Raw genomic sequence first — 19926 nt, forward strand, 5'->3', positions numbered from 1 at the left:
AGGTTAAGGCGTTACCTCAACCGGCTTCTTATGTTTCTCCTTCCACGACTGCACCATGAAGTACAGGATCGGGATCGTGATCCTGGAAAGCGTGGTGGAGGCGATCTCGCCGCACATCATGGCCAGCGCGAGCCCCTGGAAGATGGGATCGAACAGGATCACGAAGCTCCCGACCACGACCGCCGCCGCGGTGAGCAGCATGGGACGGAAACGGACCGCACCGGCGTCGATGATCGCCTCGTCAAGCGCCATTCCTTCCCGGCGCCGCAACTCGGCGAAGTCAATCAGGATGATCGAGTTCCTGACGATGATCCCCGCCAGGGCGATGAAGCCTATCATACTGGTGGCCGTGAAGAAAGCCCCCATAATGGCGTGCCCCGGCAGGATGCCGATCAGGGTGAGCGGGATGGGCGCCATGATCACCAGCGGCGTGGTGAAGTCGCGGAACCAGGCCACAACCAGCACGTAGATGAGCACCATGACCGCCGCGAAGGCGGCGCCCAGGTCGCGGAACACCTCGTAGGTGATGTGCCATTCGCCGTCCCACTTGATGCCGGGGCGCTCCTCGCTCCAGGGCTGGGTCGCCGCCCGCTGCTCGATATGATAACCGCCGGGAAGCGGGATGTTGTCGATATCCTTGTGCATCTTCAGGATAGCGTAGACCGGTGCCTCGATCTTGCCGGCGACGTCGCCGATGACGTAGACCACGCTCTTCATGTTCTTGCGGTAGAGCGATTTCTCCTCTACACCGCGCACCACGCGCACCAGCTCGGAAAGCGGCACGTTCCCCTTGCTCCCGGCCACGTAGATCGAGGAGAGCGAGGAGACGTCGCTGCGCGAACCGACCGGCAGGCGCAGGTTGATCCGGATCGGCTCCTTCTCTTGCGGCACGTGCATGAGCCCGACGTCCGTTCCCCCCACCGCCAGTTTCAGGGTCTGCACCACTTGCGCAGCGTCGACGCCGGAAAGCGCCGCCTTCTCACGGTCCACCTCGAAGCGCAGCGTGGGCTGATCGTCCTCCTGGTACCAGTCCACATCGACCACGCCCGGCGTCTGCTTGAAGATGTCTCGTATCTTCCTCGCGATGTCCACGCGGCTTTGCTGGTCCGGGCCATAAACCTCCGCCACCAGGGTGGAGAGGACCGGCGGTCCCGGCGGGATCTCCGCCACCTTGAGCCGCGCGCCATAGCGGTCGGTGATCGCCATCAGCGTGGGGCGGATCCTCTTGGCAATGTCGTGGGACTGGCTGCTGCGCTCGTCCTTGCTCACCAGGTTGACCTGGATCTCGGCAACGCTCGGCCCCTGGCGCAGGTAGTAGTGACGCACAAGCCCGTTGAAGTTGAAGGGGGAACTGGTGCCGACGTAACTCTGGAAGTCGGTCACCTCGGGCACCTTCCTGAGCGCGTCGCCGAGCTCGGCCACCATGCGCGCATTCTCCTCCAGCGTAGTCCCCTCCGGCGCGTCGACGATCAGCTGCAACTCGCTCTTGTTGTCGAAGGGGAGCATCTTGACGGTTACGGCCTTGAAGTAGATCAGCGAGCAGGATAGGAGCAGCAGGATGACCACCATGGCCAGGAAGCCGTGGCGCACCTTGGCATCGTGTAAAAGTCGCCCCATCATGCGCCGGTAGAAGCGGGTCATCCACGTTTCTTCAGGAGCGGCCTCGCTACCGTAGTGCGACTCCCCCTTCATGAACCGGTAGGCGAAGTAGGGGGTGACGATCAACGCGATCAGGAGCGAGAAGACCATGGCCATCGAGGCGCCGACCGGGATGGGACGCATGTACGGACCCATGAGACCGCCGACGAAGCCCATCGGGAGGATCGAGGCAATGACCGCGAGGGTAGCCAGCATGGTGGGGTTGCCGATCTCGTCTACCGCCCGGACCGCCGCCTCCAGCGGCTTGAAGGTGGTCGTGGTGAAGTAGCGGTGGATGTTCTCCACCACCACGATGGCGTCGTCCACGAGAATGCCGATGGAGAAGATCAGTGCGAACAGCGTGATCCGGTTCAGCGTGTAGCCGATCCGGTTGAAGATGAACATGGTGAGCGCCAGCGTCACCGGAATCGCGATGGCAGCTACCGCGCCGGCGCGCCACCCCATGAATACCGCGATCAGGATGGTGACCGAGATGGCCGCCAGGAACATGTGGAACAACAGCTCGTTGTTCTTGTCCTTGGCGGTTTCACCGTAGTTCCTGGTGACGGTAACCTGCATCTCCGAGGGAATCAGTTTCCCTTTCTGGAACTCGACCCGCTTCAGGAGGTCCTCGGCTACCCAGGTGGCGTTGGCCCCCTTGCGCTTGGCGATGGCGATGGTGACCGCCGGATAGTCGCCGCCACCCCCCTTCAGGTCCTTGTGCGCCGCTGCGGGCCCAAGGCCGAAGAAAACGTAGTCCTTTGGTTCCTGCACCCCGTCGGTCACCGTGGCGACATCGGAAAGGTAAACCGGACGGCCATCCTTGACGCTCACTACGAGCCGCCCAGCATCGGCGGGATTGGAGATGAAGCCGCCGGCTTCCAGGCTGTACTCGCGGTTACCCGAGGCGAAGGTGCCGGCGCGCTGCGATACGTTGGCCTTCTCCAGCGCCCCCATCACCGCCAGCGGCGTGAGTCCGTAGGAGGCGAGCCGGGCCGGGTCGAGCTGCACCTTCAACTCGCGCGACAGTCCCCCCTTGATCTCGGAGTGGGCGACGTTCTCCACCTTCTGCAGGTCGTCGCACAGCTCACGTGCCACGCGGCGCAGGGCGTTGTGGTCGTAGCGGTCCGACCAGAGGGTGAGCGAGAGGATGGGGACGTCGTCGATGGACTTCGAGACCACCAGCGGCTCGCCCGCACCGGGAGGGAGGAGGTTGCGGTTGCTCATCACCTTGTTGTAGAGCTTGACCAGGGACTCTTCCATGTTCTCGCCGACCAGGAAGCGGACCGTGATAATACCCATCCCCTGGCGGCTGGCGGAGTAGATGTACTCGACGCCGTTGATCTCCCAGATCTTCTTCTCGAAGGTGGTCACCACCCGCTCTTCGACCTCCTTCGGGGATGAGCCGGGCATGGGGAGGTAGATGTCCACCATGGGGACCACGATCTGGGGCTCCTCCTCGCGCGGCGTCGCGATGACGGAGTAGAGCCCGATCAAGAGCGAAGCCGCCACGATGAGCGGCGTCAGCTTGGAATCTATGAAAGCGCGGGCTATCTTCCCCGCGAAGCCGAGGTTGTTCATGAAGTTCTCCGCCTACTGTACCTTGGCGCCGTCTACCATCTTGTCGAGGCCTGCCGTGACCACTTTCTCGCCGGGGGCGAGGCCGGAGAGGATCTCCACGCGGCCGCCCTGGGCGCGCCCGGGCTTGACCAGGCGCAGGCGGGCGAGCCCCTCGGGGGATACCACCCACACCGAGGTGAGCGAGGAACGCTGCACCACCGCGGTCGCGGGGACCGCAATGCCCTTGCGGGAGCCGGTCTTGAAGAATGCCTTGCCGTAGCTGCCGGAACGAAGCCCCTTGGAGGGGAGATCAACCTTGACGGTGAAGGTGCGGGTGGCGGGATCCACCACCGGGACCACCTCGGAGACGCGTCCGGTCGCCGGCGCCCCCTCTACCGCGATACCGATCTGATCGCCGGCCTTCACCTTGCCGAGGAGCATCTCAGGAGCGGCCACTTCCAGGCGGAACCCTTCGTCCCCCTCGACAGTTAGCAGCGGCGTGCCGGGGAAAACGGTCTGCCCTGCCTCGACCTGCTTGGCGACCACCACGCCGGAGATGGGAGAAGTCACCCTGCCGTAGCCGGCCACGACTCCGGCCGCCTGTGCGCCGTGGCGGGCCTGGGCCAGGCGCGCCTGCGCCCTCGCCACTCCTTCAGCCGCCACTTCCTGCTCGGTCTTCCTGGTGTCATACTCCTGGCGGGTCACCGCCTGCTCGGCGAAGAGCCGCGAGTAGCGGTCGAAGGTAACGTCGGCGAGCTTCTTCTGCGCCTGCGCCTCGGACAGCGCACGCGCCGCCTCCTCGACCCCGGAGGCCGCACCGGCCGCTGCGGCACCGCTTTCCACCGCTTCGATGGATACCAGCACGTTCCCCCGCCCGACCCGCTCACCTTCACGTACGAACACCCGTGTCACGCTGCCGGGAATCCGGGCCGCGATCTGGGCGCTGTTACGCGCCCGCACCGTGCCGACCGCCTCCTGGACGTCCGGCAGATCCTCGGCCGCGAGGGTCTGCACCGTGGCGCCGGTCACCACCGGCGGCGGTGCCGGAGCCGTGCTGTGCCCTTCCTGCTTGCCGCAGCCGAAGCCGCTCGCTATCACGAGGGCAACCAAAGCCGCCCGGTATGTTCTCATTGCAGAACCTCCTTCACAAATACGCCGGTTCGGAAGTAGATCTCTCCCGTCGCGGCATGGAAGCCGTTCTCGACCTCCACCAGGTTGGCACGGGCCTGGGTGAGCGCGCTTTCCGCGTCCATCACCTCGACCAGAGAGGACAGGCCGTTGCCGAAACGCAGCGTCACCAGCCGCCGGCTCTCATCGGCGTCGCGCACCGCAGACTGCGCGCTCTCCAGTCTCAGGCGCGCCTCCTGACGGTGCAGCACGCTCTCGGTCACCTGCAGCGCCACTTCCCGGCGCTCGTTTTCCAGCACTTCCGCCGCACTCTGGCGCACGAGTTCCGCCTTCTCTTTGTCATGCGAACGCTTGCCGCCATCGAAGAGGTCCCAGCGCAGGTTAACCCCGACGGTCCAGGAATCCTTGTCGGTCCCGAGGGGCATGTCCCGGTCGTTGATCTGGTAGCTTCCCCGCGCGTAAAGGGTGGGGAGATAGGCGTTCCTCGCCTGTTTCACCCCCAGTTCCCCGCGCTGCTCTGAATTCTCGGCCAGCTTGAGATCCGCACGGTTCTGCCGCGCCAGGGCGATCAGTTGTTCCAGCTCCTGCGCGGGCTCCACCAGTTTGGGGAGTTCCGCCACATCCAGGGGCTCCCCCTGCGCTCCACCGACGACGAGGTTGAGCCTCAGTCGCGTGACCAGCAGGTCGTTTTTTGCCGTGATTACCCGTTGTTCCGCCTGGGCGACCAAGGTCGCGGTGCGAAGGCGGTCGGACTTGAGGCCGATACCGTCCTTCTCACGCACCGCCGCCAGGCGATCGTGCTCCCGCGCGTTCAGAAGCGCCTGGTCGGCCACCTCGCGGTAGGCCAACGCCTTGCGCACGCCCAGGTAAGCCAGGTAGACGCGGAAGGCGATCTCCTCGCGCTTGGCCTCTTCGACCAGGGCGGCCGCCTCGGATCCCTTCCCTGCCTGAGCGACCCCGGTGGCGATACCGAAATCGAGCAGGGGCTGCTCAAGGGTCACCGCGGTCTTGAAGTCACCGCGTGGTGAAGGGTTATTGAGAGTGTCGGCCGCGAAATCCTTGCTCGGGTTGATGCGCCCCTCGTCCAGCTTCATCATGAAGACCGCGCTCGGGGTGTTGGAGAGGACCGCGCCACTTTCCAGGGCCACGCGGGGCAGGTAACGGCTCCGGCTTGCCGCCACGTCCTGCTCCGCCGCGCCACGATCCAGTGCGGCTGCCTTGAGCAGGTGGTTGCTCTGCAGGGCGCGCTTCACCGCCTCCTGCAGCGTGACCACTTCGCCAAAGGCCGGCGCCGCATACGAGGCGAGTAGCAGAGCGATGAGCGTTAGCAACCTGTGGTTCACCCGGGGACCTCCTTGCGGGTACAGTCAGAATATCGAATCGAGATATATTCGAATTCTTATATATATTCAGATACGACAATTGTCAAGGTAATAACGTTATAAGCACATCTTGCATGCCGAAGGCTGGGACAGCCCACGTATTTTAACACCTTAGAGACGAGAGGTCCCGTCACACATGAAAAAAAACGCGCTCCTTTTCGGGAGCGCGCCGTGAATTGCATCAGAACCGCCGAGGAAACGGGAGTTACACGGTGGCCTGGTTGAGCAGGTAGCGCCCCACCCAGTGCTTGGAGAACTGCAGCGCGGTGCGGCCGCAGCGTTTGGTCTTGTCGTGCGACCACTGGATCGCATCGAGTTCCAGTTCCTTGCTCCAGGGGATGCTCACGTTGCGGGCCTTCGCCTCGCGCTCCACGCACTGGCGCACCGCGTCGAGGTAACGGTCCTGGGTAAAGACGTGGAAAGCGACCCAGAGGCCGAAACGGTCGGAGAGGGAAACCTTCTCCTCCATCGCCTCGCTCTCCTGCAGTTCGCCGTTCACGTACTTGCCGCCCAAGAGGTCGGTGTTGTACTGGGGCAGCAGGTGGCGCCGGTTGGAGGTGACGTAGATGAGCACGTTCTCCGGAGCGGAATAGACCGAGCCGTCCAGCGCGCTCTTGAGCATCTTGTAGGACAGCTCGCCGATCTCGAAGGTGAGGTCGTCACAGAGAAGGATGAAGCGGTAGGGCTGGTCCTCGACGGCGCTGAAGATCTCGGAGAGGTAGATCAGGTCTTCCTTCTCCACCTGGATCACGCGCAGTCCCTCGGAGGCGTACTCGTTCAGAAGCGCCTTCACCATGGAGGACTTGCCGGTACCGCGCGAACCCCAAAGGAGCGCGTTGTTGGCCGGGAGCCCTTTCAGGAACTGACGGGTGTTATACACCATGATCTCTTTCTGCTTCTCGCAGCCGAGGAGGTCGTCGAGCCTGGTCTGGTCGGTGACTTTGACCGCCTCCAGGTATCCCGAAAAGGAATGACGACGCCAGTTTGCGGCGGGGCAGGTGGCCCAGTTGACCGCCTTGACGGCCCTGGGAAGCAACATTTCGACTGAGCTGAGCACGCGCTCGAGCTGGGCTACGACCTCCGGTTTCAGATTCAGCATGTACTTTTCCGTCCTCTGTGTGGTGGGCTCCGAACCGGCAGTTTGTTCTGATGAAACAACCATGCCCAAGTAACCCCCGGTAATTTTGGTTAAATCTGTATACGTTATCAGCAAGCCCGCTGTCAAATTAAAACAATGTGTCAATTGACGCTGCGTCGGTTCTCGCACAAGGCCCAGGCGGTGGCTCCCGGGAGCAGAATCCCCGCCCGCGCCAGGGCGATCATCACCGCGTTATCCCAGGACAGCACCTTGCCGGCCATGAACGCCAGCAGCCGCCCCCACCGCCAATGCCTGTGGTCCCGCACCCGCCCCCAGTGGTAGAGCCGGGAGGACAGAAACCTCGGGATGAGCAACGAGCCGAAGAGGTAACCGGAGCCGACCACGGTCAGACCGGCGCTCCAGGCCAGCTGCTCCACCTGCCGCAGCCGGTAGCGCCGGTAGTGACCGCGAAACCAGTCGTGGCCGCTGTAGAGCGCATCGAAGGCGGGGACGGTTACCAGGACGCGCCCCTTTGCTGCTACGTGCTGCCGCACCACCCGCTTTAGATAAGCCCGGTCATCCTCGACCCGTTCCAGCACGTCCACGATCAGGGCCAGGTCGTAACAGTTTCTCCCGGGCGGAAGCTCACGGCTGTAGCTGATGCCGGGCTCAGGCTCGAGCTGGTTCAGGCGCGACGTGGGCAGGTCCGAGTCGACCGCCGCCACCTCCTTGCGCGCCAGGCGGCCGAAAATGGCGCGGTAAAGGTAGCGGTCACCGCAGCCGACGCCAAGAACCTTCACCCCATCGTGGATGGTGTTTGCCAACAGGGCAGCCAGCGCCCCGGCCCGTGCCCGCTCCCAGGGATGCCGGAAGTAGTGCTCGTCGCTTGTGCCGGCGCCCATCGCTAGTACCTCATCTCGCAGGCAAGACCTGCGCCCCCCGCCATAATCAGCGGACGGAAAGAGAATTCCTTGATGAGTGAGTTTCTGGCTTGCTTCCCACTTTTTGGCTTTTCGAGGTGGTTGTAGTGCAGCAGGCGGGGGAGCAGGAATCCGGAAAAAAGGCCGATGGCGGTCCCTGCCATCACGTCGGTGGCGTAGTGGTGGTCGGCCATGATGCGGGCGATGCCATCTGCTGTCGCGAGTCCAAGGCCGGTCCAGCAGGCGGCCCGGTCGGTGTCGGGGTCGTGATAGAGCTCCTGGTATTCGTGGTGGCTGCAGACCAGGCCGGCGCCGGTAAAGGCGAAAGCAACGTGGCCGCTGGGCATGCTCCGGTTGGGCTGGTCCCCCTCGCATCTGCCGTTGCTGCAGTGGTGCGCGAATGGCTTCTCCCGCGCCACCAGGTTCTGCGACAGCGAGGAAACGAAGGAGGTGAAGGCGAACGATTCGAGATTGACCATCTCGGTCTGCCACAGTGTGTCCCAGGCCCCGTCGCGGAGCCCCAGGGTGGCAAAGGAATCAAGCACCGGTGCCGCGATCAGACCGTACATGAGTGCATCCCCCACGTGGTGCGCGACCTCGCGCGCCCCTTGCGAGTGCAGGCGCAGGGCGTCGCGCACCGCCTCGTCGAAGCCGTTGGTCCCCTTCCACTTGGGATCGGGATCGCCATGCGCGCTTTCCACGTAGATGGCCCCTGCACCCAGAACGGCGACGCCCACGTATTCTGGGATCCCGGCCCGGTGCCAGCGCCAGGTGGGCGGGGGGACGTCCGCGCTGATACGCGAGCCACCGGCCGCTCCGCCGGCGCTCGAACCTGCCGCGCCGTCGGGCCGGATCAGAAAATCCTCGGGCGGAGGGGAGGACTGCTCCAGGGCTGCCAACTCCTGAGACGATGGCGAGTTCCCCCACTCCCTGCCCCCTTCTCGCAGGGGGAGGGGAAAAACAGCGGCTTCTGGCGCTGAAGATTCTGAAGAATCGTAACTAACCGGTTGGGGGTGTTGGGACCACGGTAACGACCCCGCGTCCCCCGCCGGAGCGGCGGAAACAACATCCTGGCAGTGCTGGGGTGCGGGTGCGGTGGAGTAGCCTGCAGCGGCCGCCGCGGGTGCGGCGCTGCAGAGGAAAAAGAGGAGAGCGATCGCGCTATGGGTCAGGGTGTAATGAGCCATAGGCGAAATTAAAGATCATTAACTTGTCGTTGTCAAACAGCGAGGCTACTGCGGGGTGGGCTCCAGCTCGCCAGTGTGGCTAAGCCATGCAAAGGAGAGGGCCAACAGGTCGGCCACTCCACCCATGGTAAGGTTGCGGCTCATGTAGTGCTCGTTGCGCTGGGACAGAAAACTCATGAAGTCGTCGCGCTGCTCAACCATAAGCTGCAACGTCCGTCCATCCGCCTTGACCGTGGTCAGCCCTTCCCTGCCGCAGCGGTGCAGCGCGGTGGTGTCCTCCACGGTGGCCATGAGGCGCCCCAGCATGGCGTACACCGCGCTTCCCCTGTTGCCCTCCGCTAGCTCCCGGCGAAAGGCGGGGAGCGCCTCCCGAAACAGCGCCGGGAGCCCGTCCAGGGCCTCGCCCCTGATGCCCCGGGCACCGTAGCTGTCGCAAGCGCGGCTGCCGTTGCTGTCGCCCTGCCCGGGTGCGTCGAAAAGACGGGCGGCGATATCCGCAACCGCCTCGCTGAGCGCCGCCTCTCCTGCCCTATGCGACCGGGCGGCCGCAGTTAACAGGAGCCCGCTCAAGAAGATGTACCCCTTGTGGCAGTTGGTGCCGGCACGCTCCAGCATCGCCTGCTCCGCCTCGACCCCTAAACGCACTTGGGCCGAAAGTTCCTCGCCCCGCGTCAGCGAATCGGCCAGGCGGCGGAGGTAACCGGAGACTACTGCCAGGGATGCTTCCATGCGGCTGATGGAGAGGTCGTGGTGGGAGCCGGCATCGTTCAGGTCGACGAGCCCGGGCTTGGGGGTCAGGTAGAGTTCCATGAAGGCACCGCGCACCAGGTTATCGGCCAGTCGCCTCAGTTCAGATGGCATCGATCACCGCCCGTGCCTTCAGCACCAAATCCTCGGTGCTGTGGCGCTTGGCATGGATGCAGGCGAGAGCGGGCTCGCGGCAGATCAGGCAACTGCGGGGGGCGATGTCCAGTTCGGCGCGACCGACCTGGCGGCCGGCATGATCGTAGACGTCGAGATCGAGAAGCCGTCCGGCCGGGTGCATGGCCTCCAGCGCCATCCCCAATCGTTTCACTTGGGTGGCCTGGAGCCGGGTACGGTACAGGGCAAACGGCCCCAGGGCATCCGCACCGGAAAACGCCGGTGTCACCTTGAGGGCCGAGAGGAGTTCCTTTTCTCCCCATGCAAACAGCCGCTCAGCGTGCGGCCCGGCCTTCTCCGCCCCCGGCAGGTTAAGCGACAGCATCACCGTGGCCGGGAACGGGGTCGGGAACAGCCCGTCCAGAAGCTCCTGGCGGCTGTCCCGCGCTGCCAGGATGCTATTCCTTAACGCGTCTGACGACATCGATGATGCTCCCGTCCCGGTACTCGATCACCGCCACCACCTCGTCTTCGAACTCGAGCGGGCGCGGCGTGCCGGTGACCCGGCAGATCTCGCGTTGCAACTCCTCGATCTCCTTGACCGGGAGCTTCCTCCGGATCAGTTCTTCCTTCAGTTCGGCGTGCTTGTCGTTGACCGCGATGCCGCGCTCGGTAACCACCACGCCGATGGTCTCGCCGGGTGTGGTGATGGTGGTGACCCGGTCCCTGACGATGGGGAGCCGCCCGCGGATGGAGGGCGCGACGATGATGGAGAGCTTGGCGCCGGCCGCGGTGTCCGAGTGTCCACCCGTGTTGTGCAGCAAGTAGCCGTTGGACTCGGTGTTCACGTTGACGTTGAAGGAGGTGTCGACCTCGGTGGCCCCGAGGATGACACAGTCGAGCCGGTTCACCACGGCCCCGGCGTTGAAGGGGTTGGCGTACATGTCGGCGCTGATCTCCTGGTGGGCGCGGTTTCTCCCGATGGACTGCACCGCCTCCTGGTCGAAGCACTGCACGTCCATGAGCGCCGAGAAGAGCCCCTCCTCCAGCATGTCCACGAAATAACCGGTTATGCCGCCGCAGCCAAAGCTACCCTTGATGGAGCCCTTGCGCATGGCGTTACGTACTTTCTCGGCCACGGCCAGCGAGATGCCCCCCGAGCCGGTCTGGAAGGAGAAGCCGTCCCGCAACAGCCCCGCCGCCTCGATCACCTGCGCGGCATAGCTCGCGATCTGCAGGCCGACGGGATCGGTGGTGACGCGGGTGGTGGTGGAAACGATCTTGGCCGGGTCCCCGAGCCGGTCCACGACCACCACGTAGTCCACGAGGGTTTGCGGGATGCTGACCGGGACCACCGGAAAGGGGACCAGGTTGTCGGTAACTGCGACGACGCAGGAGGCGTAGGTGGCGTCGATCTGGGCGTAGCCCAGGCTGCCGCAGGCCGAGGGGCCGTAGTAGCCGTTCATGTTGCCGTACTCGTCGCAACAGGGGGCGGCGATGAAAGCGACGTCGATGGGCACGCTCCCCTCGATGACCGAGCGGGCGCGGCCGCCGTGGGTCCGGACCACGATGGGGCAGGAGAGTTCACCCTTGGTGGCCATCTCGCCGATCAGGCCGTTCACGCCGCACTGGAAGCCGGCGATGACGCCGCTCTTGATGTGTGGGATGATCTCGGCGTGCACCGGGTGCACTGAGGAGGAGGCAATCCAGATCCCCTTGAGCCCCAGCGCCGCGATTTCGGCCACGATCCGGTTCAAGAGGAAATCGCCGTTGCGCAAGGAATGGTGCGTGGCGATGGTCATGCCGTCTTTGAGCCCGCTGGCCTCGATCGCCTCCCGCAGCGATGAGAGGCGCTTGTTCGCCCCTGGGTTCACCCGCTTCAGCGGGCGGGCCGCCACCTTTCCCTGCGGGCGGAGGGCGAACGGGTCGCTATAAGGTATGAGCGGTTTCCCCGCGTAGCTTTCCGGGATCTCCCGTCCCAGGCTATTGAGCGCCATGTATCGCCTCCTCGTCGATCAGGGTGTCCACCATGCCGTGGGCGTAGGCGGTGCGCAGCACGCGGGCGGCGCGCTTCACCACCGGGGCGTCCACCATCTTGCCGCCGAGGGCGATGACGCCGGTACCCAGTTGGCGGGCTCGCTGGATCGCCTCGATGACCTGCAGGGCGTACTCCACCTCGTGCTGCTTGGGGGCGAACACGTCGTGCACCACCTCGATCTGGCGCGGGTTCACCAGGCACTTGCCCGTGTAGCCGAGCCTTTTCGCCAGTTCGGTCTCGGCCCTGAGCCCCTCCATGTCGGAGACGTCGGCGAAGATGGTGTCAACCGCCTGGATCCCCTTGGCCTTCGCAGCCCAGAGCACGCGGGTCCTGGCGTTGAAGAGCTCCTCGCCGCCGCGGCTTCTCTCGATCTCCATGCTGGCGGTGTAATCCTCGGCGCCGAAGGCGAGGGCGAAGATGCGCTCGGAACTATTGGCGATGCCGACCGCGTTGATGACGCCGAGTGCGCTCTCCAACGAGGGCAGGATGCCGAAGCGGCCGATCTCAACCTCCAGCTCCTCCTCGAACTCGGTCAAAAGCGTATCCAGCCGTTCCACTATTTCCGGAGTATCCGCTTTGGGAAGCCGGATGCCGTCAGGCATGGCCGGGAGCACCACCTTCAGGTCCTCGTAGCCCCACTTGGTATCGAGCGGATTGATGCGGACCAGGAGTTCCTTGTTGCGGTCGGTGTAGTTCAACAGGAAGCGCTTGACCAGGTGGCGCGCCGCGTCCTTCTCGGAGAGGGGGACGGCGTCCTCGAGGTCGATGATGACGGAATCGCAGTTGAAGATGGGGATGTTCTGGAGCATGGAGGGCATGTTGCCCGGGACGTAGAGCAGGGAGCGTCGCAGCTTGAAGCCGGCCATCAGGGCGCCTCCTCGTCGATATAGATGGTGGGGATCCCCCCTACCTTGGAAACGTGGCGCTCGACGCCGGAGACGTCCAGCTCGGTGAGGACGATCTCGCAGGTGGCGAAGACCTCGGCGTCGTAGAGATGCCCACCCACCACCTCGCCCGAAGACTTGGACATGATGATGTGGAAGTGGCAGTCCAAAAGGTCATCCTCGCCGGGAACGATGTTCCCCTGCAGCCCCAGAAGCTCGCAGGGCCCCTCGATGTCGTGGATGGTGACCCGCGGCGGGGTGATGGGAAGCTTGGCACCGGTCTTGATCCCCCTCAGGCGCACGTTCTTGACGCTCCCCAGCGCGGAAACGATCATGGCGTAGCGCACGTCGGTCAGGTGGGCGAATTGCAAAAGCCGGGTGGTGAGACTTTCACCCGGCGTAATCTTGATGATGAAGCGCCTTCCGTTACTACACTCCTTGTACCAGAGCCCTTCCATTTACCCCTCCGTTGCCCGCATGATGGCCGTCTCCAGGCGCGCCTCGATAGCGTAGTCGAGCGCGCCGCGGTCGGTGATGCGCACCTCGCCCGCGTCTATGCCATGCTTTTGCAGCACCTCGTCCACCTTGGCCCGGATCAGCGCCCCGAACTGCTTGAGGACCGTCGACTCTATGGTCACGTTGAGCGTCTCGGCCGGCTCCAGGAACACCATCAGGTCGCTGGACTGCATGGTCCCGGCCTGCGCCTTCTTCACGATCTTCATTTCGCTCCTCCCTTGTCCCAGATCTTGATCCCCTCGCTGGAGAGGAGGAAGTCCAGGGTGCTGACCGGCACCAGTTCCGCGATCCCCTCCAGTTCGCCGCGCAGCAGCATGTCACGCACGCGGGAGGCGGATATAGGTTGCTGGTCCGCATATGTTCTCTCTATCTCGCACACCTCGATACCCAGCGGGGGGAGGATCCGGTGCATAGTCTCGTTGTAGGCGGCGGTGGTGCCGCACAAGGGCTCGTTCCCGACGAAACGCTTCTTCACGTGGAAGTGCGGCGCTATCCGCTGCGCGAAGAGCATGATGTCGAGCTCCATCTGGATGGCCCCGCCGGGGTCACCGTCTTTGAGAAAATAGGTCGGGAAGGTGATGCTGGAGACGGCGTACCACGAGGTGTCCACCACGGTGACGTTAGGGAGGTCGGCGGTGCCGTCCTGCACCATGCGCATGCGGGTACCGAAGGGGAACAGGGAACGTTCCTCGCGGACCACGAAGAGGAAGAGCTGGTCCACGGCGACCGCGGCCTGCTCCACCAGGTGGCGATGCCCCAGCGTGAATGGGTTGCAGTTGGCGACGATGGCGCCGTTGTTGCCGGGCCGGATGAGGCGGGTGAAGCGGGCGAGGTAGCGCTTGAGGCCATCGCCGTACTCCAGGAGCGCGGTCTTGCCAGTGGCGACCAGCAGGTTGAAGTTGAGCGTCTCGAAGTTGGGCACCAGGGTGGGCGAGGTGAAGACGAAAAAGGAGTCGACCCCGTCCTGATAGCCGCGGCCGACCAGTTCGGTGACCACCTCGTCCAGCAGGGTCCCCCCTTGGTGCGACGGCGCCACCGCCAGCATCTTCAGGGTGCGCCCCTGCCGGGCGCCAACGGCGACCAGCCGCCCGGCCTCGAAGATGCCGACCATATCGTCATAGGGTGTCTCGAACTGCAGGCCGGTCGCTTCCAACAAGGCCCGGGCCTGTGTGAGATCGTCGGTGGAAAGCAGTGAAGTAACCATTCGCAAAGACTAGCACCAATCAGTTGTAAACGTAACCGCGTATACCAAATTTTCATCTTTGCTTGATCATGGCAGGTGCTGCCGGTAAGGATACGTGATCCGCCTCTATAGCAGCACAAGGATAGAGTTAGAAAAAGCTATGAATCGCACATAGGCTGTGCTATGTTGTCGAATTGTCCACTGGTCCCATTTAACGCAGTATCCATCTGAAAAAGCAGAGAATTATGACTACTATCTCAATCGTGATACCTGCCCACAACGAGGCAGACAACATAGGGAACCTGGTACAGGAAATCGTCGCCACCGGGTTTGAATGTGAAATCGTCGTCGTTGACGACGGAAGCACCGACGATACCCATGCCCGACTGCTCGCCCTGAAGAACTCGGTCCCCTCCCTCAAGGTCGTCCAGCATGACCGTGCCTATGGCCAGAGCGCGGCGGTGTCTACCGGCATCAGGCAGGCCAGCGGCACCATCATCGCCACCATGGACGGCGACGGCCAGAACAATCCCGCCGACGTCCCCAAGATGGTTGAGGCAATCCTGGCAAGCGACAACCCCAACCTCAAGATGGTGGCCGGGTTCCGCAAGAAAAGGGACGACCACGTCTGGCGCATCATCTGTTCCAAGATCGCCAATGCCTACCGCCGCTCCTTCTTGCGCGACGAGACTCCCGACACCGGCTGCGGCCTGAAGGTCTTCTACCGCGCCGCCTTCCTGGAGCTCCCCTTCTTCGACCACATGCACCGTTTCCTCCCCGCGCTGATCAAGATGAAGGGTGGCGACGTCATCTCCGTCGAGGTGCACCACCGTCCGCGTACCGCCGGGGTATCCAAGTACGGCACCCTGAACCGCCTCTGGGTCGGCATTATCGACATCTTCGGGGTGTGCTGGCTGCGCATGCGTGCCAAGAACGTAAAGATCACGAGGTGCGACTAGATGGTTTTAACGGAAAAGGCCTGGGTGGCCATCGGCCTGGCCGGGCAGTTCTTCTTCACCATGCGCTTCGTGGTGCAATGGATCGCCACCGAGAGAAAGAGAAAGAGCGTCATCCCCGAATCGTTCTGGTACTTCAGTATCTTCGGCTCGCTGATCCTGCTGGTCTACTCGCTGTACCGCAAAGACCCGGTCTTCATCCTGGGACAGGCCTTCGGCACCACCGTCTATCTCAGGAACCTCTTCTTCATCCACAAGGAAAAGAAAGATGGCGCAAACGATTCGCCTGCTGATTAAAGAACTGCGCCTTCCCTTCGCGATCCTGGTCATCCCAGTGATCGTGTTCGCCCTGCGGCTCCCGTACTTCCCGGTGGACGAAACCCGCTACCTCGGCGTGGCGTGGGAGATGTGGCACAACAACTCCTACATCGTGCCGCTGCAAAACGGCCTCCCCTACTCGCACAAGCCGCCGCTGCTCTTCTGGCTGCTGGATCTGGACTGGCTCCTGTTCGGGGTCAACGAGTGGACGCTGCGCTTCATCCCGCTCCTCTTCAGCCTTTTCAACCTCACCCTGGTGCACCGCATCGCAATGAAGCTGTGGGACGACCGGCAGGTGGCGCGCCACGCTGCGGTCATCCTCGCCTCCATGCTTTCCTACCTGCTCTGGTCCAGCGTGATCATGTTTGACGTGGTGCTGGCCTTTTGGGTGCTGGTCGCCGTGCTGGCCGTGATCTCGGCGGCCCGGGAACACCGCTTCGCCTGCTACCTGCAACTCGGCGTCGCCATCGGAGGCGGCATCCTCACCAAGGGGCCGGTGGTGCTGGTCTACGTCCTCCCGGTGGCCCTGCTCGGCTTTCTCTGGGTTCCCAAGGAGCGCCTTTCCGGCAAGTGGTACGGCTGGCTCGGCCTCTCGGTGCTGATCGGGATCGCCGTGGTGCTCTTCTGGCTCCTGCCCGCCGTGCTTTACGGCAGTGAGACCTACCGGCGTGCCATCCTGTGGGGGCAGACAGTGAACCGCATGGCCAAATCGTTCGCGCACAGACGTCCCATCTGGTGGTACCTCCCCTGGATCCCGACCCTGCTGCTCCCGTGGACCCTGTTCCCGCCCGCCTGGCGGGCATGGAAGCGCCTTAGCGCCGACCCCGGCTTCAGGATGCTGCTGGTCTGGTGCGCGGGGAGCCTGGTGATCTTCTCGCTTTTGAGCGGCAAGCAGGTGCACTACCTGATCCCGGTGCTGCCGACCTTCAGCCTGCTCATGGCCAAAAGCGCCGGCGAGGAGCACGGAGAGGTAGCACGTTACCGGCTCCCCATTGCCGGCCTCTACCTCTTCTTGGGCGCCGGCCTGATCACCGCGTCCTTGATCCGGCACGGTCAACTGCTCAAGCACTTCGACCTCATGGAGATCAGGATCGCCGCGGTAGGCCTCATCGTGCTCGGGACGGTGCTCTTCCTGCTGCGCCCTCGCACCATGGCGGCCCTGCTCAACCAGGTGGCCACCTCCTCCCTGGCCTGCTGCCTGTTGGTGCTGATTGGCGGCAACGCGATGTACCAGCGCTACGACCTGCACCCTATCGCCCAGGCGGTGCGGCAGAAACAGGCCGAGGGGTACCAGGTGCTGCACGACGGCAAGTATCACGGTCAATTCCATTTCCTGGGGAGGTTGAGCCAACCCCTGGTTGAACTGAACGGCAAGGATGAGATCCGCGCCTACGCGGCCAGCCACGACAAGGTGGCGCTGATCACCTACGAGAAAGACACCGAGCACATCGACCCCAGGTACTACTACTTCCTGCAGCCCTTCCGGAGCAGGCAAGCGGTTATGTGGAATCGGGACGGTATCGCTAGCTACCTTGCCGCGCCCCCGGACAAGAAGGACACACCGGCAGCATCCACCCCTGAATAACAAGAGGGCCCCCCGGCATAACCGGAGGGCCCTCTTTTTCGGGTCCGCGGAACCTATTTGTACCCCGCCTCCTTCCAGGCGTTCACCCCGCCCTGCAGCGCCCAGACCTTGGTGTATCCCTTCTCTGCAAATTCAGCTGCCCGACCGGCAGACGTGTGCTCCTGCGGTCAATTGCAGTAGAAGATGATCTCCTGGTCCTTTTTCAGCTCGGGAAGCCTGGCGTTGAACTCACCCAGCGTCCAGGCCTTTTCGAGGCGAATGCCACCACACATCTCCTCGCTGTCGTATGCGCAGACGAAGAGTGCTTCACCCGCCTGCACCTTCCTGCGCGCCTCTTGAATCTGGATCCTTCTTGCCTCGGCCATGTCTTCCTCCTTCCATCCCGGTCAGGGATGATCCAGAACCACGGTGGCTTGCCGGGCCGTTAAGAAGTATTAACCCGGCGCAACAAAGGGTAGCAGAGAAACCTTCAAAACCAACTGCCGCTATCCCAGGTGGCGGTAACAGAAATTGCCCAGGTAGCTGAGTGCCGTATCGGGCGCCTTGTTGCAGACGAACTGCAACAATTTCTTGGCGATGGACTCCTCCCCCTCGGCCCTGGAGCGTGGTGGGATGTTGGGGTAGAGGAAATGGGGAAGGTCGGTGACCTGTGCTCCCCAGTGCGATTTGAATTCCATCAGGCTCTTGTTGTGCTGCGAGGTCTGCCCGAAGTCGAGCACCCGGTACCCATCCAGGCAGGCCTCACGGATGGCGTGCCAGAACAGGAAATGCACCGGGCTGGAGTCGTTGTGCAGGACGTTCATCGCGGAGTACTCGATGGAGACGCGCTCTTTGTACTTGAAGAGAATCAGTCCGCCGATGGTCTCGTTCCCCCGGCGGCACAACAGCAGTTCCACCACCCCCTGCGGTCCAAAGGTCTGCCAGAGCGCCTTTACCAGCTGGTAGGGATGCGGCGGCAGTCCTTTCCTCTTCCTGGTGAGCCGGTGCAGCAGGTAAAACTCCCTGAGGTCCGACTCGCGTTTGCCCCGGATGAGACTAAGGTTGCACTTTTCGGCGCGGGCGATGCGCTGGCGCACGCAACTGCGGTGGAAGCGCTGCCGGACCAGCTCCGGGTCGGGGCATAGCGGCAGGAAGTGGTGCTTGTGCAGGCAGTCCGCGTGGAACCGGTCCCGGTTCAACAGGTGCGCCGCCGCTGCGGTCCTGATCTCGACGCGGGAGATACCGAGTCGTTCCGCCAGGCGCAGCACCGCCTCGCTCAGCAGCTCCGCGTCGGCGGCCTCGGTTGCCAGCGGGTCGCACAGGGTGGCGAACGGGATGCTCACCAGCCGCCGACCTATCAGCCAGCTCTCCACGGCATATACCGGGAGCGCCGCGCGGATCCCTCCCAGCGCATCCTTGAGGACCAGGTAGTAACCGGTCATGTGGGGGAAATTGGCATCCAGTACCCGCTTCCAGCCTGACAGGTGCGTAATCCAGCCGTACGGGTGCTGCAGTACGAAGCGGTCCCAGCGGTGGTTACGAAGCGGATCGATGATGCTGACACTGTTGCCGAGGGTCCCCTCGACCAGCTCCCTGCGCACGTTGGCAGCCATGGCTATACCCCCACGCACCTCGGGTAAATTAACAAAACCTCACTTTATCGGCGATGGTCGCGAAGTCAAGCGGGGCACTTTTAGCGCTCCCTTCTTCCATAACGTTCCGGATCATAGGTGAAAAAACGGGGGCGGACATTGAGGAACCGGGCGGCGCTGTTAAGATAACCTTCGTCGTCGTTATCCCCGGTAAAAGGAGCCATCGCATGAACAGCGACAAACTGGCACGGCTGGCCGACCTCCCCCTCAACTACCGGGAGGACCAGCGGGGCAACCTGAACCCGCAAGTCAGAGAACTGACCCTGAAGCTCGGGCTGCAGTCGGTACTGGAATTCCTTGGCGACCCGCGTACGGCGCTGCTGGTCGGGGGCGCGTTCGGGCTGCTCTACAAGCGTAAGTACGCCCTCGCCTCACTGGTGGTGGGTGGGCTGGTGCTGCAGCGAGCGCTGTCGCGTGGCGCTACCGGCGACGGAGGAGAAGTCGCGCGCCAAAGAAGGGAGAAAGAATTTGAGCGGCGCGCCCTCAAGGCACAACGGGGGGACTATGGTCACCTGGAAGTGATTGCATTCAAGTAGCCACAATAAAAAGGGTTGCAGTTTTGTCTGGATGCTGCCGAAGAATATAACTGAGTAGGTTTATTTTTGACAGGTGCAGGTGGAGTAACCAATGATACTGGTAGAGTGGGACGATACGCTGATCCTGGACATGCCGCAAATAGACGAACATCACCACAAGTTGGTCGATATCCTGAACCGGTGCTATCGAGCACTCATGATGCACGACCACAGCCACGAACTTGGGGAAGTGGTCGCGGAGCTGCTCGATTACACCCAGTACCATTTTGGGACCGAAGAGCAGCTGATGGCGCAGGTCAATTATGCCGCTGCAGCTTCGCACGCCGCCGCCCACCGCAAGTTCATCAACTCCGTCCACAACTTCAAGGACCGCTCCGAAGCCGGCGAATCCTTCGTCGCCATCGACGTCCTGGTGTTCCTCAAGGATTGGCTGGTGGGACACATCCAGAACACGGACCGCGCCTTCACCAACTACCTCAACGAACGCACCGAATCCTGAACGAAAGAAGGCACCCGGCAGATGGT

General features: G+C 63.3%; 20 protein-coding genes. 5 read left to right on the top strand and 15 right to left on the bottom strand.

Annotated features, from left to right (window positions below; translation table 11 throughout):
• Positions 1-3: 3 nt before the first annotated feature.
• From K7R21_RS13280 to K7R21_RS13340, 13 genes are all read right to left on the bottom strand, one after another.
• Positions 4-3219 carry an efflux RND transporter permease subunit gene (locus K7R21_RS13280; RefSeq protein WP_224983781.1) on the bottom strand — a complete coding sequence of 1072 codons (3216 nt, stop codon included), beginning with the start codon at positions 3217-3219 and terminating at the stop codon, positions 4-6.
• Between the two features lie 12 nt (positions 3220-3231).
• A complete protein-coding gene (locus K7R21_RS13285) occupies positions 3232-4329 on the bottom strand; it encodes an efflux RND transporter periplasmic adaptor subunit (protein ID WP_224983782.1) in 1098 nt (365 codons plus the stop codon).
• Positions 4326-5669, bottom strand: coding sequence for a TolC family protein (locus K7R21_RS13290; RefSeq protein WP_224983783.1), 1344 nt, complete (start codon positions 5667-5669; stop codon positions 4326-4328). Before K7R21_RS13290 ends, K7R21_RS13285 begins: the two co-directional genes overlap by 4 nt.
• A 244-nt stretch (positions 5670-5913) precedes the next feature.
• Complete coding sequence (locus K7R21_RS13295) at positions 5914-6807, bottom strand: ATP-binding protein (protein WP_224983784.1); 894 nt, start codon at positions 6805-6807, stop codon at positions 5914-5916.
• A 140-nt stretch (positions 6808-6947) separates the two neighbouring features.
• On the bottom strand, positions 6948-7688 hold the full coding sequence (locus K7R21_RS13300; protein WP_224983785.1) for a methyltransferase domain-containing protein: 741 nt from the start codon (positions 7686-7688) through the stop codon (positions 6948-6950).
• A 2-nt stretch (positions 7689-7690) separates the two neighbouring features.
• Positions 7691-8893 (bottom strand): phosphatase PAP2 family protein, encoded by a 1203-nt coding sequence (locus K7R21_RS13305; RefSeq protein WP_224983786.1) that lies wholly within the window; start codon positions 8891-8893, stop codon positions 7691-7693.
• Between the two features lie 45 nt (positions 8894-8938).
• Complete coding sequence (locus K7R21_RS13310) at positions 8939-9754, bottom strand: triphosphoribosyl-dephospho-CoA synthase (protein ID WP_224983787.1); 816 nt, start codon at positions 9752-9754, stop codon at positions 8939-8941.
• The gene (locus K7R21_RS13315; RefSeq protein WP_224983788.1) at positions 9744-10238 is read right to left on the bottom strand and encodes a citrate lyase holo-[acyl-carrier protein] synthase; all 495 of its coding nucleotides are present in this window, start codon (positions 10236-10238) and stop codon (positions 9744-9746) included. The genes K7R21_RS13310 and K7R21_RS13315 overlap by 11 nt, the downstream gene beginning before the upstream one ends.
• The gene (gene citF / locus K7R21_RS13320; RefSeq protein ID WP_224983789.1) at positions 10213-11751 is read right to left on the bottom strand and encodes a citrate lyase subunit alpha; all 1539 of its coding nucleotides are present in this window, start codon (positions 11749-11751) and stop codon (positions 10213-10215) included. The genes K7R21_RS13315 and citF overlap by 26 nt, the downstream gene beginning before the upstream one ends.
• Positions 11738-12658 carry an HpcH/HpaI aldolase/citrate lyase family protein gene (locus tag K7R21_RS13325; protein WP_183350205.1) on the bottom strand — a complete coding sequence of 307 codons (921 nt, stop codon included), beginning with the start codon at positions 12656-12658 and terminating at the stop codon, positions 11738-11740. The genes citF and K7R21_RS13325 overlap by 14 nt, the downstream gene beginning before the upstream one ends.
• The gene (locus tag K7R21_RS13330; protein WP_224983790.1) at positions 12658-13134 is read right to left on the bottom strand and encodes a PPC domain-containing DNA-binding protein; all 477 of its coding nucleotides are present in this window, start codon (positions 13132-13134) and stop codon (positions 12658-12660) included. Before K7R21_RS13330 ends, K7R21_RS13325 begins: the two co-directional genes overlap by 1 nt.
• Positions 13135-13398 (bottom strand): citrate lyase acyl carrier protein, encoded by a 264-nt coding sequence (gene citD / locus K7R21_RS13335; protein ID WP_224983791.1) that lies wholly within the window; start codon positions 13396-13398, stop codon positions 13135-13137.
• Positions 13395-14396, bottom strand: coding sequence for a [citrate (pro-3S)-lyase] ligase (locus K7R21_RS13340; protein WP_224983792.1), 1002 nt, complete (start codon positions 14394-14396; stop codon positions 13395-13397). The genes citD and K7R21_RS13340 overlap by 4 nt, the downstream gene beginning before the upstream one ends.
• A 224-nt stretch (positions 14397-14620) precedes the next feature.
• Here K7R21_RS13340 and K7R21_RS13345 point away from each other — a divergent pair, with 224 nt between their 5' ends.
• The 3 genes from K7R21_RS13345 to K7R21_RS13355 are packed head-to-tail and all read left to right on the top strand — an operon-like array spanning position 14621 to position 17234.
• The gene (locus K7R21_RS13345; RefSeq protein ID WP_224983793.1) at positions 14621-15334 is read left to right on the top strand and encodes a glycosyltransferase family 2 protein; all 714 of its coding nucleotides are present in this window, start codon (positions 14621-14623) and stop codon (positions 15332-15334) included.
• On the top strand, positions 15335-15628 hold the full coding sequence (locus K7R21_RS13350; RefSeq protein ID WP_224983794.1) for a lipid-A-disaccharide synthase N-terminal domain-containing protein: 294 nt from the start codon (positions 15335-15337) through the stop codon (positions 15626-15628). It begins immediately after the preceding gene.
• Positions 15600-17234 carry an ArnT family glycosyltransferase gene (locus K7R21_RS13355; RefSeq protein ID WP_224983795.1) on the top strand — a complete coding sequence of 545 codons (1635 nt, stop codon included), beginning with the start codon at positions 15600-15602 and terminating at the stop codon, positions 17232-17234. The genes K7R21_RS13350 and K7R21_RS13355 overlap by 29 nt, the downstream gene beginning before the upstream one ends.
• 167 nt (positions 17235-17401) lie before the next feature.
• Here the strand turns inward: K7R21_RS13355 and K7R21_RS13360 are convergent, their stop codons facing one another.
• Together K7R21_RS13360 and K7R21_RS13365 are read right to left on the bottom strand one after the other, a co-directional pair.
• The gene (locus tag K7R21_RS13360) at positions 17402-17599 is read right to left on the bottom strand and encodes an ArsR family transcriptional regulator (protein ID WP_199390277.1); all 198 of its coding nucleotides are present in this window, start codon (positions 17597-17599) and stop codon (positions 17402-17404) included.
• A gap of 120 nt (positions 17600-17719) precedes the next feature.
• The gene (locus K7R21_RS13365) at positions 17720-18826 is read right to left on the bottom strand and encodes a lipid II:glycine glycyltransferase FemX (protein WP_224983796.1); all 1107 of its coding nucleotides are present in this window, start codon (positions 18824-18826) and stop codon (positions 17720-17722) included.
• A gap of 206 nt (positions 18827-19032) precedes the next feature.
• Here K7R21_RS13365 and K7R21_RS13370 point away from each other — a divergent pair, with 206 nt between their 5' ends.
• Both K7R21_RS13370 and K7R21_RS13375 read left to right on the top strand, forming a co-directional pair.
• The gene (locus K7R21_RS13370; RefSeq protein ID WP_224983797.1) at positions 19033-19401 is read left to right on the top strand and encodes a hypothetical protein; all 369 of its coding nucleotides are present in this window, start codon (positions 19033-19035) and stop codon (positions 19399-19401) included.
• A gap of 91 nt (positions 19402-19492) precedes the next feature.
• Positions 19493-19900, top strand: a complete 408-nt coding sequence (locus K7R21_RS13375; protein ID WP_224983798.1) for a bacteriohemerythrin — start codon at positions 19493-19495, stop codon at positions 19898-19900.
• The last annotated feature ends 26 nt before the right edge of the window (positions 19901-19926 follow it).

Origin of the sequence: Geomonas agri, assembly GCF_020179605.1 — a bacterium.
GTDB lineage: Bacteria > Desulfobacterota > Desulfuromonadia > Geobacterales > Geobacteraceae > Geomonas > Geomonas agri.

Coding starts and splice junctions, on each gene's coding strand:
- K7R21_RS13295 (WP_224983784.1), bottom strand. CDS start 6,807: ATGCTGAATCTGAAACCGGAGGTCGTAGCCCAGCTCGAGCGCGTGCTC.
- K7R21_RS13315 (WP_224983788.1), bottom strand. CDS start 10,238: ATGTCGTCAGACGCGTTAAGGAATAGCATCCTGGCAGCGCGGGACAGC.
- K7R21_RS13310 (WP_224983787.1), bottom strand. CDS start 9,754: ATGCCATCTGAACTGAGGCGACTGGCCGATAACCTGGTGCGCGGTGCC.
- K7R21_RS13370 (WP_224983797.1), top strand. CDS start 19,033: ATGAACAGCGACAAACTGGCACGGCTGGCCGACCTCCCCCTCAACTAC.
- K7R21_RS13330 (WP_224983790.1), bottom strand. CDS start 13,134: ATGGAAGGGCTCTGGTACAAGGAGTGTAGTAACGGAAGGCGCTTCATC.
- K7R21_RS13300 (WP_224983785.1), bottom strand. CDS start 7,688: ATGGGCGCCGGCACAAGCGACGAGCACTACTTCCGGCATCCCTGGGAG.
- K7R21_RS13345 (WP_224983793.1), top strand. CDS start 14,621: ATGACTACTATCTCAATCGTGATACCTGCCCACAACGAGGCAGACAAC.
- K7R21_RS13355 (WP_224983795.1), top strand. CDS start 15,600: ATGGCGCAAACGATTCGCCTGCTGATTAAAGAACTGCGCCTTCCCTTC.
- citF (WP_224983789.1), bottom strand. CDS start 11,751: ATGGCGCTCAATAGCCTGGGACGGGAGATCCCGGAAAGCTACGCGGGG.
- K7R21_RS13365 (WP_224983796.1), bottom strand. CDS start 18,826: ATGGCTGCCAACGTGCGCAGGGAGCTGGTCGAGGGGACCCTCGGCAAC.
- K7R21_RS13375 (WP_224983798.1), top strand. CDS start 19,493: ATGATACTGGTAGAGTGGGACGATACGCTGATCCTGGACATGCCGCAA.
- K7R21_RS13280 (WP_224983781.1), bottom strand. CDS start 3,219: ATGAACAACCTCGGCTTCGCGGGGAAGATAGCCCGCGCTTTCATAGAT.
- K7R21_RS13305 (WP_224983786.1), bottom strand. CDS start 8,893: ATGGCTCATTACACCCTGACCCATAGCGCGATCGCTCTCCTCTTTTTC.
- K7R21_RS13340 (WP_224983792.1), bottom strand. CDS start 14,396: ATGGTTACTTCACTGCTTTCCACCGACGATCTCACACAGGCCCGGGCC.
- K7R21_RS13350 (WP_224983794.1), top strand. CDS start 15,335: ATGGTTTTAACGGAAAAGGCCTGGGTGGCCATCGGCCTGGCCGGGCAG.
- K7R21_RS13285 (WP_224983782.1), bottom strand. CDS start 4,329: ATGAGAACATACCGGGCGGCTTTGGTTGCCCTCGTGATAGCGAGCGGC.
- citD (WP_224983791.1), bottom strand. CDS start 13,398: ATGAAGATCGTGAAGAAGGCGCAGGCCGGGACCATGCAGTCCAGCGAC.
- K7R21_RS13360 (WP_199390277.1), bottom strand. CDS start 17,599: ATGGCCGAGGCAAGAAGGATCCAGATTCAAGAGGCGCGCAGGAAGGTG.
- K7R21_RS13325 (WP_183350205.1), bottom strand. CDS start 12,658: ATGGCCGGCTTCAAGCTGCGACGCTCCCTGCTCTACGTCCCGGGCAAC.